The organism is Streptomyces sp. NPDC043738 (assembly GCF_056436545.1).
On the sequence record NZ_JBWKCJ010000036.1, the window covers coordinates 63,029 to 78,317 of the forward strand.

14 protein-coding genes and 1 riboswitch are annotated in these 15,289 nt (G+C 69.7%); of the genes, 3 read left to right on the forward strand and 11 right to left on the reverse strand.

Features of this window, described 5'->3' with window-relative positions:
* Positions 1-200: 200 nt before the first annotated feature.
* Together AC0680_RS33110 and AC0680_RS33115 are read left to right on the forward strand one after the other, a co-directional pair.
* Positions 201-788 (forward strand): hypothetical protein, encoded by a 588-nt coding sequence (locus AC0680_RS33110; protein WP_478636287.1) that lies wholly within the window; start codon positions 201-203, stop codon positions 786-788.
* A gap of 330 nt (positions 789-1,118) precedes the next feature.
* Positions 1,119-1,313: a DUF5999 family protein gene (locus tag AC0680_RS33115; RefSeq protein ID WP_393494957.1), complete on the forward strand. Its 195-nt coding sequence runs from the start codon at positions 1,119-1,121 to the stop codon at positions 1,311-1,313.
* A gap of 82 nt (positions 1,314-1,395) precedes the next feature.
* Here AC0680_RS33115 and gcvP read toward each other — a convergent pair whose 3' ends face one another.
* Complete coding sequence (gcvP, locus tag AC0680_RS33120) at positions 1,396-4,281, reverse strand: aminomethyl-transferring glycine dehydrogenase (RefSeq protein ID WP_478636290.1); 2,886 nt, start codon at positions 4,279-4,281, stop codon at positions 1,396-1,398.
* A gap of 189 nt (positions 4,282-4,470) precedes the next feature.
* A riboswitch (glycine riboswitch) is annotated at positions 4,471-4,568 on the reverse strand.
* A 114-nt stretch (positions 4,569-4,682) separates the two neighbouring features.
* Here gcvP and AC0680_RS33125 point away from each other — a divergent pair.
* Positions 4,683-5,087 (forward strand): PRC-barrel domain-containing protein, encoded by a 405-nt coding sequence (locus AC0680_RS33125; protein ID WP_384442986.1) that lies wholly within the window; start codon positions 4,683-4,685, stop codon positions 5,085-5,087.
* Here the strand turns inward: AC0680_RS33125 and AC0680_RS33130 are convergent.
* The 10 genes from AC0680_RS33130 to clsA all read right to left on the reverse strand — a co-directional run bounded on the left by AC0680_RS33130 (position 4,976) and on the right by clsA (position 15,094).
* A complete protein-coding gene (locus AC0680_RS33130; protein ID WP_478636294.1) occupies positions 4,976-6,448 on the reverse strand; it encodes a DNA polymerase IV in 1,473 nt (490 codons plus the stop codon). The genes AC0680_RS33125 and AC0680_RS33130 overlap by 112 nt on opposite strands.
* Positions 6,449-6,514: 66 nt before the next feature.
* Positions 6,515-7,120, reverse strand: coding sequence for a MerR family transcriptional regulator (locus tag AC0680_RS33135; RefSeq protein WP_384442992.1), 606 nt, complete (start codon positions 7,118-7,120; stop codon positions 6,515-6,517).
* Positions 7,121-7,308: 188 nt separating this feature from the next.
* Complete coding sequence (locus AC0680_RS33140) at positions 7,309-7,782, reverse strand: bifunctional nuclease family protein (RefSeq protein ID WP_006606439.1); 474 nt, start codon at positions 7,780-7,782, stop codon at positions 7,309-7,311.
* Positions 7,783-7,835: 53 nt separating this feature from the next.
* The gene (ftsR, locus tag AC0680_RS33145) at positions 7,836-8,585 is read right to left on the reverse strand and encodes a transcriptional regulator FtsR (protein ID WP_478636299.1); all 750 of its coding nucleotides are present in this window, start codon (positions 8,583-8,585) and stop codon (positions 7,836-7,838) included.
* A 17-nt stretch (positions 8,586-8,602) separates the two neighbouring features.
* On the reverse strand, positions 8,603-9,448 hold the full coding sequence (locus AC0680_RS33150; protein ID WP_478636301.1) for an FHA domain-containing protein: 846 nt from the start codon (positions 9,446-9,448) through the stop codon (positions 8,603-8,605).
* 118 nt (positions 9,449-9,566) lie between these two features.
* Positions 9,567-10,526 (reverse strand): DUF881 domain-containing protein, encoded by a 960-nt coding sequence (locus AC0680_RS33155; protein WP_478636304.1) that lies wholly within the window; start codon positions 10,524-10,526, stop codon positions 9,567-9,569.
* Positions 10,527-10,531: 5 nt separating this feature from the next.
* The gene (locus AC0680_RS33160) at positions 10,532-10,864 is read right to left on the reverse strand and encodes a small basic family protein (protein ID WP_003984969.1); all 333 of its coding nucleotides are present in this window, start codon (positions 10,862-10,864) and stop codon (positions 10,532-10,534) included.
* The gene (locus AC0680_RS33165) at positions 10,861-11,784 is read right to left on the reverse strand and encodes a DUF881 domain-containing protein (RefSeq protein WP_478636306.1); all 924 of its coding nucleotides are present in this window, start codon (positions 11,782-11,784) and stop codon (positions 10,861-10,863) included. Before AC0680_RS33165 ends, AC0680_RS33160 begins: the two co-directional genes overlap by 4 nt.
* A gap of 84 nt (positions 11,785-11,868) precedes the next feature.
* Entirely contained in the window at positions 11,869-14,364 is a 2,496-nt protein-coding gene (locus AC0680_RS33170; RefSeq protein ID WP_478636309.1) for a sugar phosphate nucleotidyltransferase, read from the reverse strand.
* A 121-nt stretch (positions 14,365-14,485) separates the two neighbouring features.
* Positions 14,486-15,094 (reverse strand): cardiolipin synthase ClsA, encoded by a 609-nt coding sequence (gene clsA / locus AC0680_RS33175; protein ID WP_478636312.1) that lies wholly within the window; start codon positions 15,092-15,094, stop codon positions 14,486-14,488.
* Positions 15,095-15,289 lie beyond the last annotated feature (195 nt).

Below are 15,289 nucleotides of genomic sequence, written 5' to 3' on the forward strand. Positions count from 1 at the left end.
GACCCTCAGCAAACACCCAATGGACCACCCCCCCCCCCCCCCCCCCCCCCCTCCCCCCCCCCCCCCCCCCCCCCCCCCCCCCCCCCTACCCCACGCCCGGCCGCGGCCCCGGAGCCGGCCATGCTCTGTCCCCGCACGCAGACAGCGCCGTTTGCACCCGCCACGCTCCACCGTGTCTCTGAAGTGAGAGGCGACCCACCATGCCGCTGCACGTTTCCCCCGCCCCCGCGTCCGCGTTGCGCAGCGTTCTTACCGCCCTCGGCTCGCCCACCGCCGTGCGCGAGGCCCCCGTCCCCGGACTGCGCGCCCATCAGGGCCCGCTCAGCCCCGACCACCCGCTTCCGCTCCACGTCTGGGACGACGTCAGCAAGGCCGGCGGCACCCCCCTGACCCGTCTGGCCGGCTGGAGCTTCCTGGTCCGCGGCGGGGAGCGGGCCGTGGCGACGGCCGAGGCGATGCTCACCGCGGACGGCTGGGCGTTCGCGCGCTTCTGCGGCGGCCCCTATGTCGCCTCGACCGAACGGGCACTGGTGCAGGCGGAGGCGCTCAACGCGCCCTACCAGCCGCGGTTGCTGTCCGTCCCCGAGCTGTACATGCTGACGCTGTGGCTGCATCACGACGTCTGCGCCGACGGCGCCGAGGGCCTGCCCGCGGCGGGTGATCTGCTGGTACCGCTGGCGCCCGCCCCGCCGGGGATCGCCGCCCACCGTCCGCACCACGTCGCCGATCTGCTGCCCCGGCTCACCCGCCGTCTGACACCCGCCCCACTGCTGCGCGAACCCGCCTGACCCGGCGCACCGGCCGCCCATCCGCGCCCGGCGCACGCCGGCCGACCGAAAGCGTGCCCCGCGTCCCTTCCGGCCGCGGGGCGCTGCCGCGCTCACCCGCGCGGGCTAGTCCGTCGATACCACTGCCAACGCCCTTGGAGACGAGTGCAATTGGAAGCAACCGCCCGCACGGGTGACGCGTCGATACCGAGTGAGTACCGCTGCTGCGAAATCCCTGCGGAATCCCGTCCGTAGGGCAACACTGGAACCGACCGAAGAAACGGGGGAGCGGCCATGACCACCACATCGAGCCGCACGACGTTCACCACACCGCAGCGAAAGACAACTTCCATGTGTCAGCACCAACCGCCTTGCCCGTCAGCAGACTCCACCGACCGGGAGGCCGCACACCTTGTGGCGCACCACCCCGAGCAGGGCTGGAGCCTGCTCTGCAACGGCGTCCTGCTCTTCGAGGACACCGGTGAGCTGCTGCCGGACGGGCAGGTCATCGCCCCGCACCGCACCCGGGTCACCGCAGCCGCCTGACCCGCGAGCACCCGGCACGTACAACAGGGCCCCCGGCAGATCTGCCGAGGGCCCTTGATGTTGCCCTGATGGGGCCGGATGATCAGTTGTCGTACTCGTCGAGCGGGGGGCAGGAGCAGACGAGGTTGCGGTCGCCGAAGGCACCGTCGATACGGCGCACCGGCGGCCAGTACTTCTCCGCCGCCGTGACGCCCGCCGGGAAGACGGCCTCCTCACGGCTGTAGGCGTGGGTCCAGTCGCCGCCGAGCGCGGCCGCGGTGTGCGGGGCGTTGCGCAGCGGGTTGTCGTCCTTGTCCCACTCCCCCGAGCCGACCTTCTCGATCTCCGCGCGGATGGCGATCATCGCGTCGCAGAACCGGTCCAGCTCGTCGAGGTCCTCGCTCTCGGTCGGCTCGATCATCAGCGTGCCGGCCACCGGGAAGGACATCGTCGGTGCGTGGAAGCCGTAGTCGATCAGCCGCTTGGCGACATCGTCGATGCTCACGCCGGTCGCCTTGGTCAGCGGCCGGACGTCGATGATGCACTCGTGCGCCACCAGGCCGCCGGGGCCGGTGTAGAGCACCGGGTAGTGCGGCTCCAGGCGCTTGGCGATGTAGTTCGCGCTCAGGACCGCGACCTGGGTGGCGCGCTTGAGGCCCTCGCCGCCCATGAGGCGGACGTACGCCCAGGAGATCGGCAGGATGCCCGCCGAGCCCCAGGGAGCCGCGGAGATCGGCCCGACGCCCGTCTCGGGGCCCGCGGTGGGCTGCAGCGGGTGGTTGGGCAGGTACGGCGCCAGGTGGGCGCGTACGGCGACCGGGCCGACACCGGGGCCGCCGCCGCCGTGCGGGATGCAGAAGGTCTTGTGCAGGTTCAGGTGCGAGACGTCGCCGCCGAACTTGCCGGGCTCGGCGAGTCCGACCAGCGCGTTGAGGTTGGCGCCGTCGACGTAGACCTGACCGCCGGCGTCGTGCACCGCGCCGCAGATCTGGGTGATGTGCTCCTCGAAGACGCCGTGCGTGGAGGGGTAGGTGACCATCAGGACCGCGAGCTCGTCACGGTGCTTGTCGATCTTGGCGTGCAGATCGTCGGTGTCGACCTCGCCGTCCTCACCGGTCTTGACGACGACGACCTTCATGCCCGCCATGACGGCGCTGGCGGCGTTGGTGCCGTGCGCCGAGGACGGGATCAGGCAGACCGTGCGCTGCTCGTCCCCGTTGGCGCGGTGGTAGGCGCGTACGGCCAGCAGGCCGGCCAGCTCGCCCTGCGAGCCGGCGTTCGGCTGGATGGAGACCTTGTCGTAGCCGGTGACCGTGGCCAGTCGCTCCTCCAGCTCCTGGATCAGCGTCAGATAGCCCTGGGCCTGGTCGGCCGGCGCGAACGGGTGCAGCTGGCCGAACGCGGGCCAGGTGACCGGCTCCATCTCGGTGGTGGCGTTCAGCTTCATCGTGCAGGAGCCGAGCGGGATCATGCCGCGGTCCAGCGCGTAGTCCTTGTCGGCGAGGGTGCGCAGGTAGCGCAGCATCGCGGTCTCGGAGCGGTGCTGGTGGAAGACCGGGTGGGTGAGGTAGTCGTCCGTGCGCAGCAGCTCCCGCGGCAGCGCTTCAGCGGCCGTCGTGTCCAGCTGCTCGACGTCGCCCTGCACGCCGAAGGCGCCCCAGACGCCGGCCAGCTGCGCGCGTCCGGTGGTCTCGTCGCAGGCGATGCCGACCAGGTCGGCGTCGACCTGGCGGAGGTTGACGCCGGCCTCGCGGGCGGCGGCGACGACCTCGGCGGCCCGGCCGGGCACCCGCGCGGTCAGGGTGTCGAAGTACGCACCGTGCACGATCTCCACACCGCCCGCCCGCAGGCCCTCGGCGAGGACGGCGGCGTAGCGGTGGGTGCGCCGGGCGATGGTCCGCAGGCCCTCGGGGCCGTGGTAGACGGCGTACATCCCGGCCATGACGGCGAGCAGCACCTGCGCGGTGCAGATGTTGCTGGTGGCCTTCTCGCGGCGGATGTGCTGCTCGCGGGTCTGCAGCGCGAGGCGGTAGGCCTTGTTGCCGTCGGCGTCGACGGAGACGCCCACCAGGCGGCCGGGCAGGCTGCGGGCGAACTGGTCGCGCACGGCCATGAAGCCGGCGTGCGGCCCGCCGAAGCCCATCGGGACGCCGAAGCGCTGGGTGGTGCCGACCGCGATGTCCGCGCCGAGCTCGCCGGGCGAGGTCAGCAGCGTCAGGGCGAGCAGATCGGCGGCCACGGTGACGATCGCGCCGAGACCGTGGGCCTGCTCGATCAGGGCACGGGGGTCGCGCACCGCGCCGGAGGCACCGGGGTACTGCAGCAGCACGCCGAAGACGCCCCGCTCGGCGATCTCGGCGGGGATGCCGTCGGACAGGTCCGCGACGACGACCTCGACGCCGGTGGGCTCGGCGCGGGTCTGGATCACGGCGACGGTCTGCGGCAGGCAGTCGGCATCGACCAGGAAGACGCCCTGCTTGACCTTGCCGACGCGGCGGGAGAGCGCCATCGCCTCGGCGGCGGCGGTGCCCTCGTCCAGGAGGGAGGCACCGGAGGTGGGCAGTCCGGTCAGTTCCGCGACCATGGTCTGGAAGTTCAGCAGCGCCTCCAGGCGGCCCTGCGAGATCTCCGGCTGGTAGGGCGTGTACGCCGTGTACCAGGCCGGGTTCTCCATGACGTTGCGCAGGATCACCGGCGGGGTGAACGTGCCGTAGTAGCCCAGGCCGATCATGGGGGCCAGCACCTGGTTGCGCTCCGCCAGGCCGCGCAGCTCCTGGAGGACCTCGGCCTCGGTGCGGCCCTGCGGCAGGCCGAGCGCCTCCGCGCTCTTGATCACATCGGGTACGGCCGTGGCCGTGAGCTCGTCCAGCGACCCGAAGCCGACGTGCGCGAGCATCTTCGCCTGCGCCTCGTGGTCGGGGCCGATGTGCCGGCGCTCGAACGGAATGCCCTGTTCGAGCTCGGTCAGGGAGATGCGAGTGGTGGTCATCTGCGGGGGCCTCCTGGTCAATGCGACCTACGAGGGGCACCACGGCGCGGGTGCCCGGACGGCCTCCCCCTCTGTCATCTCAACCTGAGAGCTTCACCGGCCCGCGCGAGGCGGCCCGGCTTTCACCGTCGGTGAGGAGGGGTTCCGGCGCTGTGCTCGTCCGTGGCCCGCCCTGCTTTCCAGAGTGACCTCGTCCATGCGGTACGTGTGCCTGAGAGATTCCGGGGAGGATTTGCTCCTTCGGCGCCCTGGTCGCGAACGACAAAGGACTCTCCCGCATGGGTTCTGCGGCCATTGGCCAGCCTACCAGCGCGCCACTCGAAGGATCCTTCGAGTGGCCGGGGCATGAAATGTGCCGTTTGGTAGTTGTCACAGGGCAGTTGCGACCAATTGGAGGGGTTGTGCAAACCGATATCGATCCCCGGAGCCTGATCGGCCGCAAAGCGTTCGACCGGAACGGCGCGAAAATAGGCACGATCGACGAGGTCTACCTCGACGACGCGACGGGGGAACCGGAGTGGGCGGCCGTGCGCACCGGACTCTTCAGCCGGGATGCGTTCGTCCCCCTTGAACCCAGCAAGATGGTCGGTGAGGGCCTGCACATCCCCTACGACCGCAAGCTGATCAAGGACGCCCCGGACTTCGGCGTGGGCCGCCACCTCTCCCCTGAGCAGGAGCTCCAGCTCTACCACCACTACCGGCTGGATATCTCCTCACCGGAACCCGGTCCGGCGTCCCCCGGCAAGGAAGACGGCTCCGACGGCCCGGACAAGGACTTCGGCAAGATCGCCGGCTCGGAGGACTGACCTCCTTCCGGCCCGCCGCCCACGAGCGGCAAGGGCTCACCCGGCCGCAGCGCCGGGTCCTCGACGGCAAAGGTCCGCACCCTCCCCGGTGCGGACCACGGCGTCTCGAAGCGCACGGTCACCCTCCCCACGCCGCTTCCCTGCACCCATCCGGCGCCGAACTCGTCGTGCACCACGTCCAGCCCCGGATGCCAGCGCCTCGGCCGCTCCTCCTCCGGCTCCCCTCCACCGGACTCCTCCCCACCCGGCTCCGCGGCCGCCCTCGCCAGCTCCCCGGCCTCCCGCTCCGTCGCCAGCTGGGCGAACAGATCCTCCTGGGTGAAGTCGGCCAGCCCGCTGACCCCCACGCCCAGCAGCCGCACCCCGCCGGTGGTGTCCACGGTCTCCAGCAGCCGCACCGCGGCCTCCCGTACGACCGAGGGGTCGTCGGTGGGCCCGCGGAGCGTCTCGGAGCGGGTCAGCGTCGAGAAGTCGTAGTTCCGCACCTTGATCACCACCGTGCGTCCGGAGCGCCCGGCCGCCCGCAGCCGCTGGACGCAGCGGTCGGCCAGCCGCAGCATCTCGGTCCGCACCCGCGTCCGGTCGGTCAGATCGACCTCGAAGGTGTCCTCGACGGAAATGGACTTGGCGTCCCGCTCGGCCACCACGGGGCGGTCGTCCTGGCCCAGCGCCATCGCGTACAGCCCCGCGCCGTGCGCCTTGCCCAGGAGCCGCACCAGCTCCGCCTCGCCGGCCTCGGCGGTCTCCGCGACGGTGTGGATCCCGGCCCGCCGCAGCGTCTCAGCCGTCGCGGGCCCCACCCCGGGCAGCGTCCGCACCGTCATGGGGCCCAGCAGCTCCCGCTCCGTACCGGGCTCGATGACGACCAGGCCGTCCGGCTTCGCCGCCTCGGACGCGATCTTCGCCAGCATCTTGGCGCCCGCGAGCCCCACCGAACCGGTCAGCCCCGTCGCGGTCCGGATGTCGCGCCGCAGCCGCTCCCCCACTTCGCGTACGGCGGCCGCCTCGGCCGGCACCCCGCCCGCTTCCAGGTCCACGAACGCCTCGTCCAGGCTCAGCGGCTCGACGAGCGGTGACAGCTCGTGCAGCAGCTCCATCACCGTGTCACTCACCTGGCGGTACAGGCCGAAGCGAGGGCTGAGATAGGCGGCGTTGGGGCACAGCCGGCGCGCCTGGGCCGTGGGCATCGCGGAGCGGACCCCGAAGATCCGGGCCTCGTACGACGCCGTGGCGACCACACCCCGCGGCCCGATCCCGCCGACCACCACGGGCTTACCGCGCAGGCTGGGCTTGGCCGCCTGCTCGGCGGCCGCGTAGAACGCATCCATGTCCAGATGCAGAATCGTCGGCGCGGGTCTCACACGTCCGATGCTGCCGCATGGCACTGACAATCGACCCGATGCCGGGCCGGGGCCGCCGGACGGGGCTCAGCCGGCCCTGTTGCGCCGCCGCGCCAGCTCGTCGTGCGGGTTCTTCCCCATCAGCGTCTCGCCGGTGTCCACGCGCTCTCCGTGGAGCTGTGACAGCGCACCCTCCACGTCCCGCCACACCACGCCCACCGCGATGCCGAAGACGCCCTGGCCGCCCTGGAGCAGATCGACGACCTGATCGGGCGAGGTGCACTCGTAGACCGTCGCGCCATCGCTCATCAGCGTCATCCGCGTCAGATCCGCCAGCCCCCGCGCGCGCAGGTGCTGCACGGCGGTGCGGATGTTCTGCAGCGACACCCCGGTGTCCAGCAGCCGCTTGACGATCTTCAGGACGACGACGTCCCGGAAGCTGTAGAGCCGCTGGGTGCCGGAGCCGTACGCGGGCCGGATGCTCGGCTCCACCAGGCCCGTACGCGCCCAGTAGTCGAGCTGCCGGTAGGTGATGCCCGCTGCCGCACATGCGGTCGGGCCGCGATAGCCGATGTTCTGCGCCTCGCAGTCCCCCGACACCGCCGCGGCCGGTGCCGGGGCATGGTTCGCGGCCGCGCCCGAGTGGAGCGGCAACGCCCCTTCCGCCGCCATACCGTCGCCGGTGATTGCCACGCCGCCCTCCGTCCTCCACGTCCCGGACGGGACCTGCCATATCGACGGTATGCAGTCACTCGGGGTGCGTCAACGATCGCCGCGCTCGCCACGCCGAGTGATAATCACCCTACGAGTGGTTTCTCGTGACCTCGCGCGGGGAATGGCTAAATAGTTTGGCCGGAATCAGCCCCTTCACCCGGCCGGCGTCACTGGCTGTTGGTGCCGAAGTCCTCGGGCGAGATCTGGTCGAGGAACTCGCGGAACTTCTCCACCTCGTCCTCCTGCTCGTCCGGGATGGCGATCCCCGCGTCGTCCAGCACACCGTCCGTGCCGAAGATCGGCGTTCCGGTGCGCAGTGCCAGCGCTATGGCGTCGGACGGGCGGGCACTGACCTCGACCCCGCTGGCGAAGACCAGTTCGGCATAGAAAACCCCCTCGCGCAGGTCCGTGATCCGGACCTGGGTCAGCTCCTGGCCCACCGCTTCGAGCACGTCCTTGAAAAGGTCGTGCGTCAGCGGCCTGGCAGGGACCATGCCCTGCTGGGCGAAGGCGATGGCGGTGGCCTCCCCTGGCCCGATCCAAATGGGCAAGTAACGGTCGCCTCCCACCTCCCGCAGGAGCACGATCGGTTGGCTGGAAGGCATTTCCACCCGGACACCCACGACGTCGAGCTCGTTCACACAGCAACCCTAGGACGTGCCCGGCAGGTTTGGGTAGTCGAGCACTCTTTTGCTCATGGCAACCGGACGCGAAGAGCGCTCTGCACCAGCGCCGCATGGAGCCGTACGGAGAGCGTCGCCAGCTCTCTCGCGGTGGCCTCCGCATGAGCCCTGGTCTGTGGATTACGGTGCCGCCGAAGGGGTGCAACGACCTGTTCGACCAGGCTGGCCTCGCGCTCGGCGGCCGCCTTCACGGCACGCAGATGCCGCGGCTCCAGGCCGAAACGACCCAGGTCCGCGACGAGTTTGGCCACGGTGACGGCCTCGATGTCGTATCCGCCGTCCGCATGGGGGACGATGAGTCCGTACGACTCCCAGTCGGCGAGCACCGCCTCGTCCACCGCCGCGGCGGCCAGCAGCTCGGCCCGGCCGATCCGGGCAGCGGTCGGATGGTCCTCGCCCTGGCAGGAGACGCCCTCGACCAGGTCCCGCGAGGGCGCGGCCGGAGCCGGCAGCCGCACCTGCTCACCGCGCTCCAGAGCGTCCAGATGCTCCCGGATGACCTTCAGGGGCAGATAGTGGTCCCGCTGCATCCGCAGGACGCTCGCCAGCCGATCGACGTCGGCCGGCGTGAATTTCCGGTATCCGGAAGGCGTGCGCTTCGGCTCGACGAGCCCCTCGGCCTCCAAGAAGCGAATCTTAGAGATGGTGACCTCGGGAAACTCCTCGCGCAGCACATTGAGCACCGTGCCGATGCTCACCGGCTTGGCGCCCGAGGAGGCGGTGCCGGCGGAACCGGCACCGCCCTTCGGCGTATCGCGCATATGCCTTCCCTGACCGGTCAGATCCCGGCGCCCCGCTGGCTCGCGTAGAAGACCATGCGGTACTTGCCGATCTGGACCTCGTCGCCGTTGGCGAGCGCGACCGAGTCGATCGGCTCACGATTGACGTACGTGCCGTTCAGGCTGCCGACGTCGGCGACCGTGAAGACGCCGTCCGCACCGCGGCGGAACTCCACATGCCGACGCGAGACCGTCACATCGTCGAGGAAGATGTCGCCCTGCGGATGCCGGCCCGCCGTCGTCAGCTCGCTGTCCAGCAGGAAGCGGCTGCCCGAATTCGGACCCCGGCGGACGATCAGCAGCGCCGAACCCAGCGGAAGGGCTTCGACCGCGGCCTGGGCCTCCGGGGACAGCGACGGGACCAGGTTCTGGCCCGTCGTCTCCGAGTCGTAGGCCTCCAGCCCCGAAATGGAGATCGTGGACGTCGTCTCGGACGCCCGCTCGGCCTGGGCACCCGGGCGCAGCGGCGCACCGCAGTTGGAGCAGAACCGGCTCGCCTCGGCGTTCCGGTGCCCACACCTCGTACATACCGGCAAGGCCGACCCTCCACCCGTGCGTGAGGCCGATGGTTCCTCGGAACCTATGCGGGCGGCCCCGGAGGGGTCAACAGAACCCGCGCCGTGCCCCCCGGACGGACCGCCGACCTCGTCACGGAAGAGCGGACGCTCCGCCGGCTCACCACTTTCGGGCTGGCGCGGAGCGCGGTGCCGCGCGGAGCCGCTGCCGCCCTCCTGGCGCGCGCTCTTGCCGAACAGCTTTCCAAACAACTTCACGGGCGATTCCCCTTGAACGAAACAGACCCGCCCGTGGGGCAGGACGAACCCTCGATGCACACACCGACCCAACCGGACATCCTGTGAACGTCCGTGGCCTCCAGACAGTTTCCACCACACACCACACGCACGGTGCGTCGACCCCCCGCTACCTCATGCCCTCGCCGGGCACTCGACATACCTGCACACCTCACTGCGATGACGACCGAGCGTAGTCAGGCCGCTTCGCCTCTCGCAAGGCATCCACAATGATCTTCCCCCGACGGGTCACAGACACCTTGGCCTGCTCCTTTTCCAGCGTCTGCACCACTCCGCCGGGGATGTTCAGCGCCGGCTCCAGGTCCTCCGGCTTGCCGATGACCTTGAAGCGGTACGGCTGCGTGACGCGCTCGCCGTCGATCTGCACCCCGCCCCGGATGTCCGAGAGGTAGGTGTCCGCGACGACCCGTACCGAATTGACCTGGATGGCCTCGGCGCCGGCCGCCCGCAGCTCCTGGATGGTGTCCAGCAGCTTGTCCGCCTCGACGGAGTGCGTCGGGTCGTCGATGGTCAGGTTGATGCCGGGCCCCTGCGCCGCGACGGTCCCGGCCAGCACACCCAGCTGCTGTTCCTTCTCCACGGTCTGCTTACGGGCCTCCTCGGCCTGGTCCGAACTGTTCTCCAGCTCGGTCTTCTGCCCTTCCAGGCGCCGCTGTTCGTCCGTCAACCGCTGGGAGCGATTGTCCAGCTCGTCCAGAATGCGCACCAAATCCTCCTGGCGCGCACCCCGCAGCGCACTGCTGTCACTTGTGGAACGTACCTGAATCGCCAGACCCAGGCCGAGAATGAACAGGAGCAGCGCAACGATCAGTTGGGCACGGGTCAACCGCGGCGGCCACAGGCTCGCCGCGAGTCGCTCCCGGCCGGTCTTCGGGCGCTCTCCTTCTCCGCCACCGCTCACCGCGTCAGGAGTCGAGGAGTCTGCCGCTTTACTCGACTTCTGTCCAGCACTGTCCGTTTCCCGGGTTTCGTCCCCGTCGGCGGACGCGTTCCGCTCAGCGGCTCCTTGGCTCTCGGGCGGCATCGGCCGCCGCCCCACCGGGCTGCGCTCCTGCTCGGGCTCCGGTCGCTCGGGCTGCTTCCCCGGCTCCGGGGTCTCGTCCGTTGCCATCCGTCTCACGCCCTGAAGACGTGCCGGCGGATCGCCGCGGCGTTGGAGAAGATCCGGATGCCCAGCACCACCACGACGCCGGTGGAGAGTTGGGCGCCGACGCCCAACTTGTCGCCGAGGAAGACGATCAGCGCGGCGACGACGACGTTCGACAGGAAGGAGACCACGAAGACCTTGTCGTCGAAGATGCCGTCCAGCATCGCGCGCAGACCGCCGAACACGGCGTCCAGCGCCGCGACGACAGCGATCGGCAAGTAGGGCTCGACCACCGTCGGCACCACGGGTCGGACGACGAGTCCGACCACGACTCCCACGATGAGGCCCAGTACGGCGATCACGATGTGCCCTTCCCTGTGTCGGCTCCGCCCGACCTGGCGGCACCGGCCTGCGGCTTTGCGGTACGTACGATCAAACTGGGCGCGGGCGGCAGTGTGACCTCACTCTCCGCGGAAATCCTGGTGCGAACGCCGTAGTTCTCCTGCAGCACATGCAGGTACTGGCCATCGGCGCTGTCCTGGAACGCGGTGCTCAGCCGCTGCCCGTCCCCCACCGCCAGCACCGTATAGGGCGGCACCAGTGGCTTGTTGTCGACCAGTATGGCGTCTCCCGCAGCTCTGATCGCCGAGAGTGACGTAAGCCGCTGCCCATTGACGGAGATGGCCTCCGCACCGGACTCCCACAGGCCGTTGACCACGCGCTGCATGTCCCTGTCGCGTACCCGCCCGGTGTCGGAGAAACCACTGCTCTCGCGCGGCCCGCCGCCACCGGATTCCGCGCCCTTGGCATCGTCCACGACGAGTTTCACGCCGGGCCCGGTGACCTGCGTCGAGCCCGACAACAGGGCCAGCAGTTCGGCCTTGCCGCCGCCCTGCTGCTTCAGCGCCTCACGCTGCATCCTGCTGACGTCGCCCCGCAGCGCGTCGACCCGCTGCTGCTGCTTGTCCGCCTCGCCGGTCCCCTTCTGGATGCGGTTGATCAGCTCTTCGCGCTCCTTGGCCAGCGTCGGTGCGGATATCCGCGCCTGCGCGGCTCCGACGGTCACCACGAGCGCGGCCAGTACCAGACCGGCCGCCAGGCCCAACTTCGCCCGCAGGGTGCGCGGCAGCCCGCGCACGCCGGCTTCGGATTTGCGTGCGGCCGCCTCGGCGTACCCGTCGTCGAGGCTGTGATCCATCACGTTGGTCAGCAGCGACATGGACGCATCGGGGCGCGCGGCCGGCGGTTTCGGGGTGCTCCGATCGGGGCGCTGCTGCGACATGCCGCACATCGTCCCACGTCGGCCGCGCAGTCTCCCAACGGCCCCACCGGCGTGCCGATCAACGGCTCGCCGGTGGGGTCCGGATCAGCGGCCCGCGCTGTCGACCACGGCCGACCACTCGTCCAGCAGCTGCTGGGCGGAGTCGTCGTCCGGTCCTTCCGCCCACAGGTGGGTCACCGCCTCGGCCGGGTCCGGCAGCACCAGGATCCAGCGTCCGTCGGCCTCCACGACCCGTACGCCGTCCGTGGTGTCCACCTCCCGGTCACCGGCCGCCTCGACGACATGCCGCATGACCAGGCCCTTGACCGCCCAGGGGGTCGCCAGATCGCGGCGCAGTACATGCGCCCGCGGGATCCGCGCGTCGATCTGGCTGAGCGTGAGCTGGGTGCGCGCCACCAGGCCGATCAGCCGGACGAACGCGGCCGCGCCGTCGAAGACGGAGCTGAACTCCGGGATGATGAAGCCGCCCAGGCCGTCCCCGCCGAAGACCGTGCCGTCCGCCCGCCCCACCCGGGTCAGATCGTCCGGCGAGGTGGTCGTCCACTCCACCTGTGTGCCGTGGTACGCCGCCACCTGCTCGGCGATCCGGGTGGTGGTCACCGGCAGGGCCACCCGGCCGGTGCGCCGTTCGGCGGCGACCAGGTCCAGCATGACCAGCAGCGCGCGGTCGTCCTCGATGATCCGGCCGCGTTCGTCCACGAGCGAGAGTCGCTCGCCCACGGGGTCGAAGCGCACACCGAAGGCGGCCCGCGCCGAGGCCACGATCTCGCCGAGCCGGACGAGCCCGGAGCGCCGTGCCTCGGCGGTCTCGGTGGGCCGGGCTTCGTTGAGCCCGGGGTTGATGGTCAGGGAGTCGACCCCGAGCCGTCCCAGGAGGCTGGGCAGGACCAGGCCCGCGCTGCCGTTCGAGGCGTCCACGACGACCTTCAGCCCCGACTCGGCGATCCCGGTGGTGTCCACGGCCCGCAGCAACGACCCGGTGTACGAGTCGAAGACGCTCGCCGGGAAGATCAGGTCACCGATCTCGCCGGGGAAGGCGCGCCGGTACTCCTGACGGGCGTAGACCCGGTCGAGCTTGCGCTGCCCGGCCTGCGAGAGGTCGGCGCCCCGCTCGTCGAAGAACATGATGTCGACGGAGTCCGGTACACCTGGTGTCGTACGGACCATGATGCCGCCGGCGCTGCCGCGGGCGGTCTGCTGACGGGCGACGGGCAGCGGGACGTTCTCCAGGTCGCGTACGTCGATGGCGCTGGCCTGCAACGCGGAGATCACCGCGCGTTTGAGCGCCCGGGCACCACGGGAGTGGTCACGTGCGGTGGTGACCGTGGAGCCCTTCTTGAGCGTGGTGGCGTACGCCCCCGCGAGCCGTACGGCGAGTTCCGGGGTGATCTCGACGTTCAGGATCCCGGACACGCCGCGGGCGCCGAACAGATGCGCCTGGCCACGGGATTCCCAGATCACCGAGGTGTTGACGAACGCACCGGCCTCGATGGTCTTGAACGGATAGACCCGCACATTGCCCTGGACGATCGACTCCTCACCGATGAGGCATTCGTCGCCGATCACCGCGCCGTCCTCGATCCGGGCGGCCCGCATCACGTCGGTGTTCTTGCCGATCACACACCCGCGCAGATTGGTGTGCTGCCCGAGATAGACGTTGTCGTGCACCACGGCGCGGTGCAGGAAAGCACCGCTCTTCACGACGACATTCGAACCGACGACGGTGTGCTCGCGAATCTCCACGCCCGCTTCGACCTTGGCGTAGTCACCGATGTACAGCGGCCCGCGCAGCACCGCGTCCGGATGGACCTCGGCGCCCTCGGCGACCCATACTCCGGGCGAGATCTCGAAGCCGTCGATTTCGACATCGACCTTGCCCTCGAGGACATCGGCCTGGGCCTTCACATAGCTCTCGTGGGTGCCGACATCCTCCCAGTACCCCTCGGCGACATAGCCGTAGATCGGCTTGCCTTCCTTCATGAGCTGCGGGAAGACGTCACCGGACCAGTCGACCGGAACATCGGGCTCGAAGTAGTCGAAGACCTCCGGCTCCATCACGTAGATACCGGTGTTGACGGTGTCCGAGAAGACCTGGCCCCAGGTGGGCTTTTCCAGGAAGCGTTCGACCTTGCCGGCCTCGTCGACGATGGTGATGCCGAACTCAAGCGGATTGGGGACCCGCGTGAGGCAGACGGTGACGAGGGCGCCCTTTTCCTTGTGGAACCGGATCAGATCGGTGAGGTCGAAATCGGTGAGGGCGTCACCGGAGATGACGAGGAAGGCGTCGTCCTTGAGGGCTTCCTCGGCGTTCTTCACGCTGCCCGCGGTGCCGAGTGGCTTTTCCTCGTTGGCGTAGGTGAGCTCCATTCCGAGCTCTTCGCCGTCCCCGAAATAGTTCTTGACGAGCGAGGCAAGGAATTGCACGGTCACGACGGTCTCATTGAGACCATGCCGCTTCAGCAGCCTCAGCACATGCTCCATGATCGGCCTATTGGCGACCGGAAGCAGTGGCTTGGGCATGCTGGACGTCATGGGGCGAAGGCGTGTTCCCTCGCCGCCGGCCATCACAACGGCCTTCATGTCGGAAGCGTCCTCCTCATAAGAGACGACGGTCTTGCCGACTTCACTTGTCCAGATCGCCCACTGTTCCTGTGCTCGCGTACGGGCGCCGGCCCTTGCACAATCTGCCGGTTCGGAGAGCTCAGTCGGCTGTGGCGTCCGCCCTGATGAGTCGGCGGACCTGGACCACGTACAGGATCCCTGCCCACCAGTAGAGCGCCGTACCCCAACCTGCGAACGCCCATCCGAAAATAGCAGCGAGCGTGTGAAGCCAGCCACTTCCGTCGCTCAGCAGGAGCAACGGGAAGGCGTACATCAAGTTGAACGTAGCCGCCTTGCCCAGGAAGTTCACCTGGGGAGGGCCATATCCGTGACGCCCGAGGAATCCCACCGCGATCAGCAGCATCAGTTCGCGTGCCAGCAGGGCAGCGGTGAGCCAGACCGGCAGGATCTCGCGCCAGGTCAGGCCGACGAGGGTGGACAGGATGTAGAGGCGGTCGGCCGCCGGGTCCAGGATCCGCCCGAGGCTGCTGATCTGGTTCCAGCGCCGGGCGAGCTTGCCGTCCAGGTAGTCGCTGACGCCACTCAGCGCGAGGACCAGCAGCGCCCAGCGATCAGTATTCGGACCACCGAATACCGGCCAAAGGATCAACCACAGGAACACCGGCACGCCGGCGAGGCGAGCCATGCTCAGGATATTCGGGATGGTAAGGACGCGATCCGTCTGGACCCGCGTCTCCTGGACCTCCACCGCGGGGGCCTCCTGTGGGAAATGTGCCAATGGTGCCCCCTGACCTTACCTGGCCCGCCGGCCGCGCCGTACCGCGGGTCCCAAGATCACCGGAACGCGAAAAAGCCCCGCACCATAACGGTGCGGGGCTTTCCCACAAAGAAAGTTCGGCGGCGTCCTACTCTCCCACAGGGTCCCCCCTGCAGTACCATCGGC

Excerpts from the sequence above, each read along its gene's own strand:
- AC0680_RS33110 (WP_478636287.1), top strand. The coding sequence starts at position 201 with ATGCCGCTGCACGTTTCCCCCGCCCCCGCGTCCGCGTTGCGCAGCGTT.
- AC0680_RS33115 (WP_393494957.1), top strand. The coding sequence starts at position 1,119 with ATGTGTCAGCACCAACCGCCTTGCCCGTCAGCAGACTCCACCGACCGG.
- gcvP (WP_478636290.1), bottom strand. The coding sequence starts at position 4,281 with ATGACCACCACTCGCATCTCCCTGACCGAGCTCGAACAGGGCATTCCG.
- ftsR (WP_478636299.1), bottom strand. The coding sequence starts at position 8,585 with ATGCGCGATACGCCGAAGGGCGGTGCCGGTTCCGCCGGCACCGCCTCC.
- AC0680_RS33155 (WP_478636304.1), bottom strand. The coding sequence starts at position 10,526 with ATGGCAACGGACGAGACCCCGGAGCCGGGGAAGCAGCCCGAGCGACCG.
- AC0680_RS33165 (WP_478636306.1), bottom strand. The coding sequence starts at position 11,784 with ATGTCGCAGCAGCGCCCCGATCGGAGCACCCCGAAACCGCCGGCCGCG.
- AC0680_RS33170 (WP_478636309.1), bottom strand. The coding sequence starts at position 14,364 with ATGAAGGCCGTTGTGATGGCCGGCGGCGAGGGAACACGCCTTCGCCCC.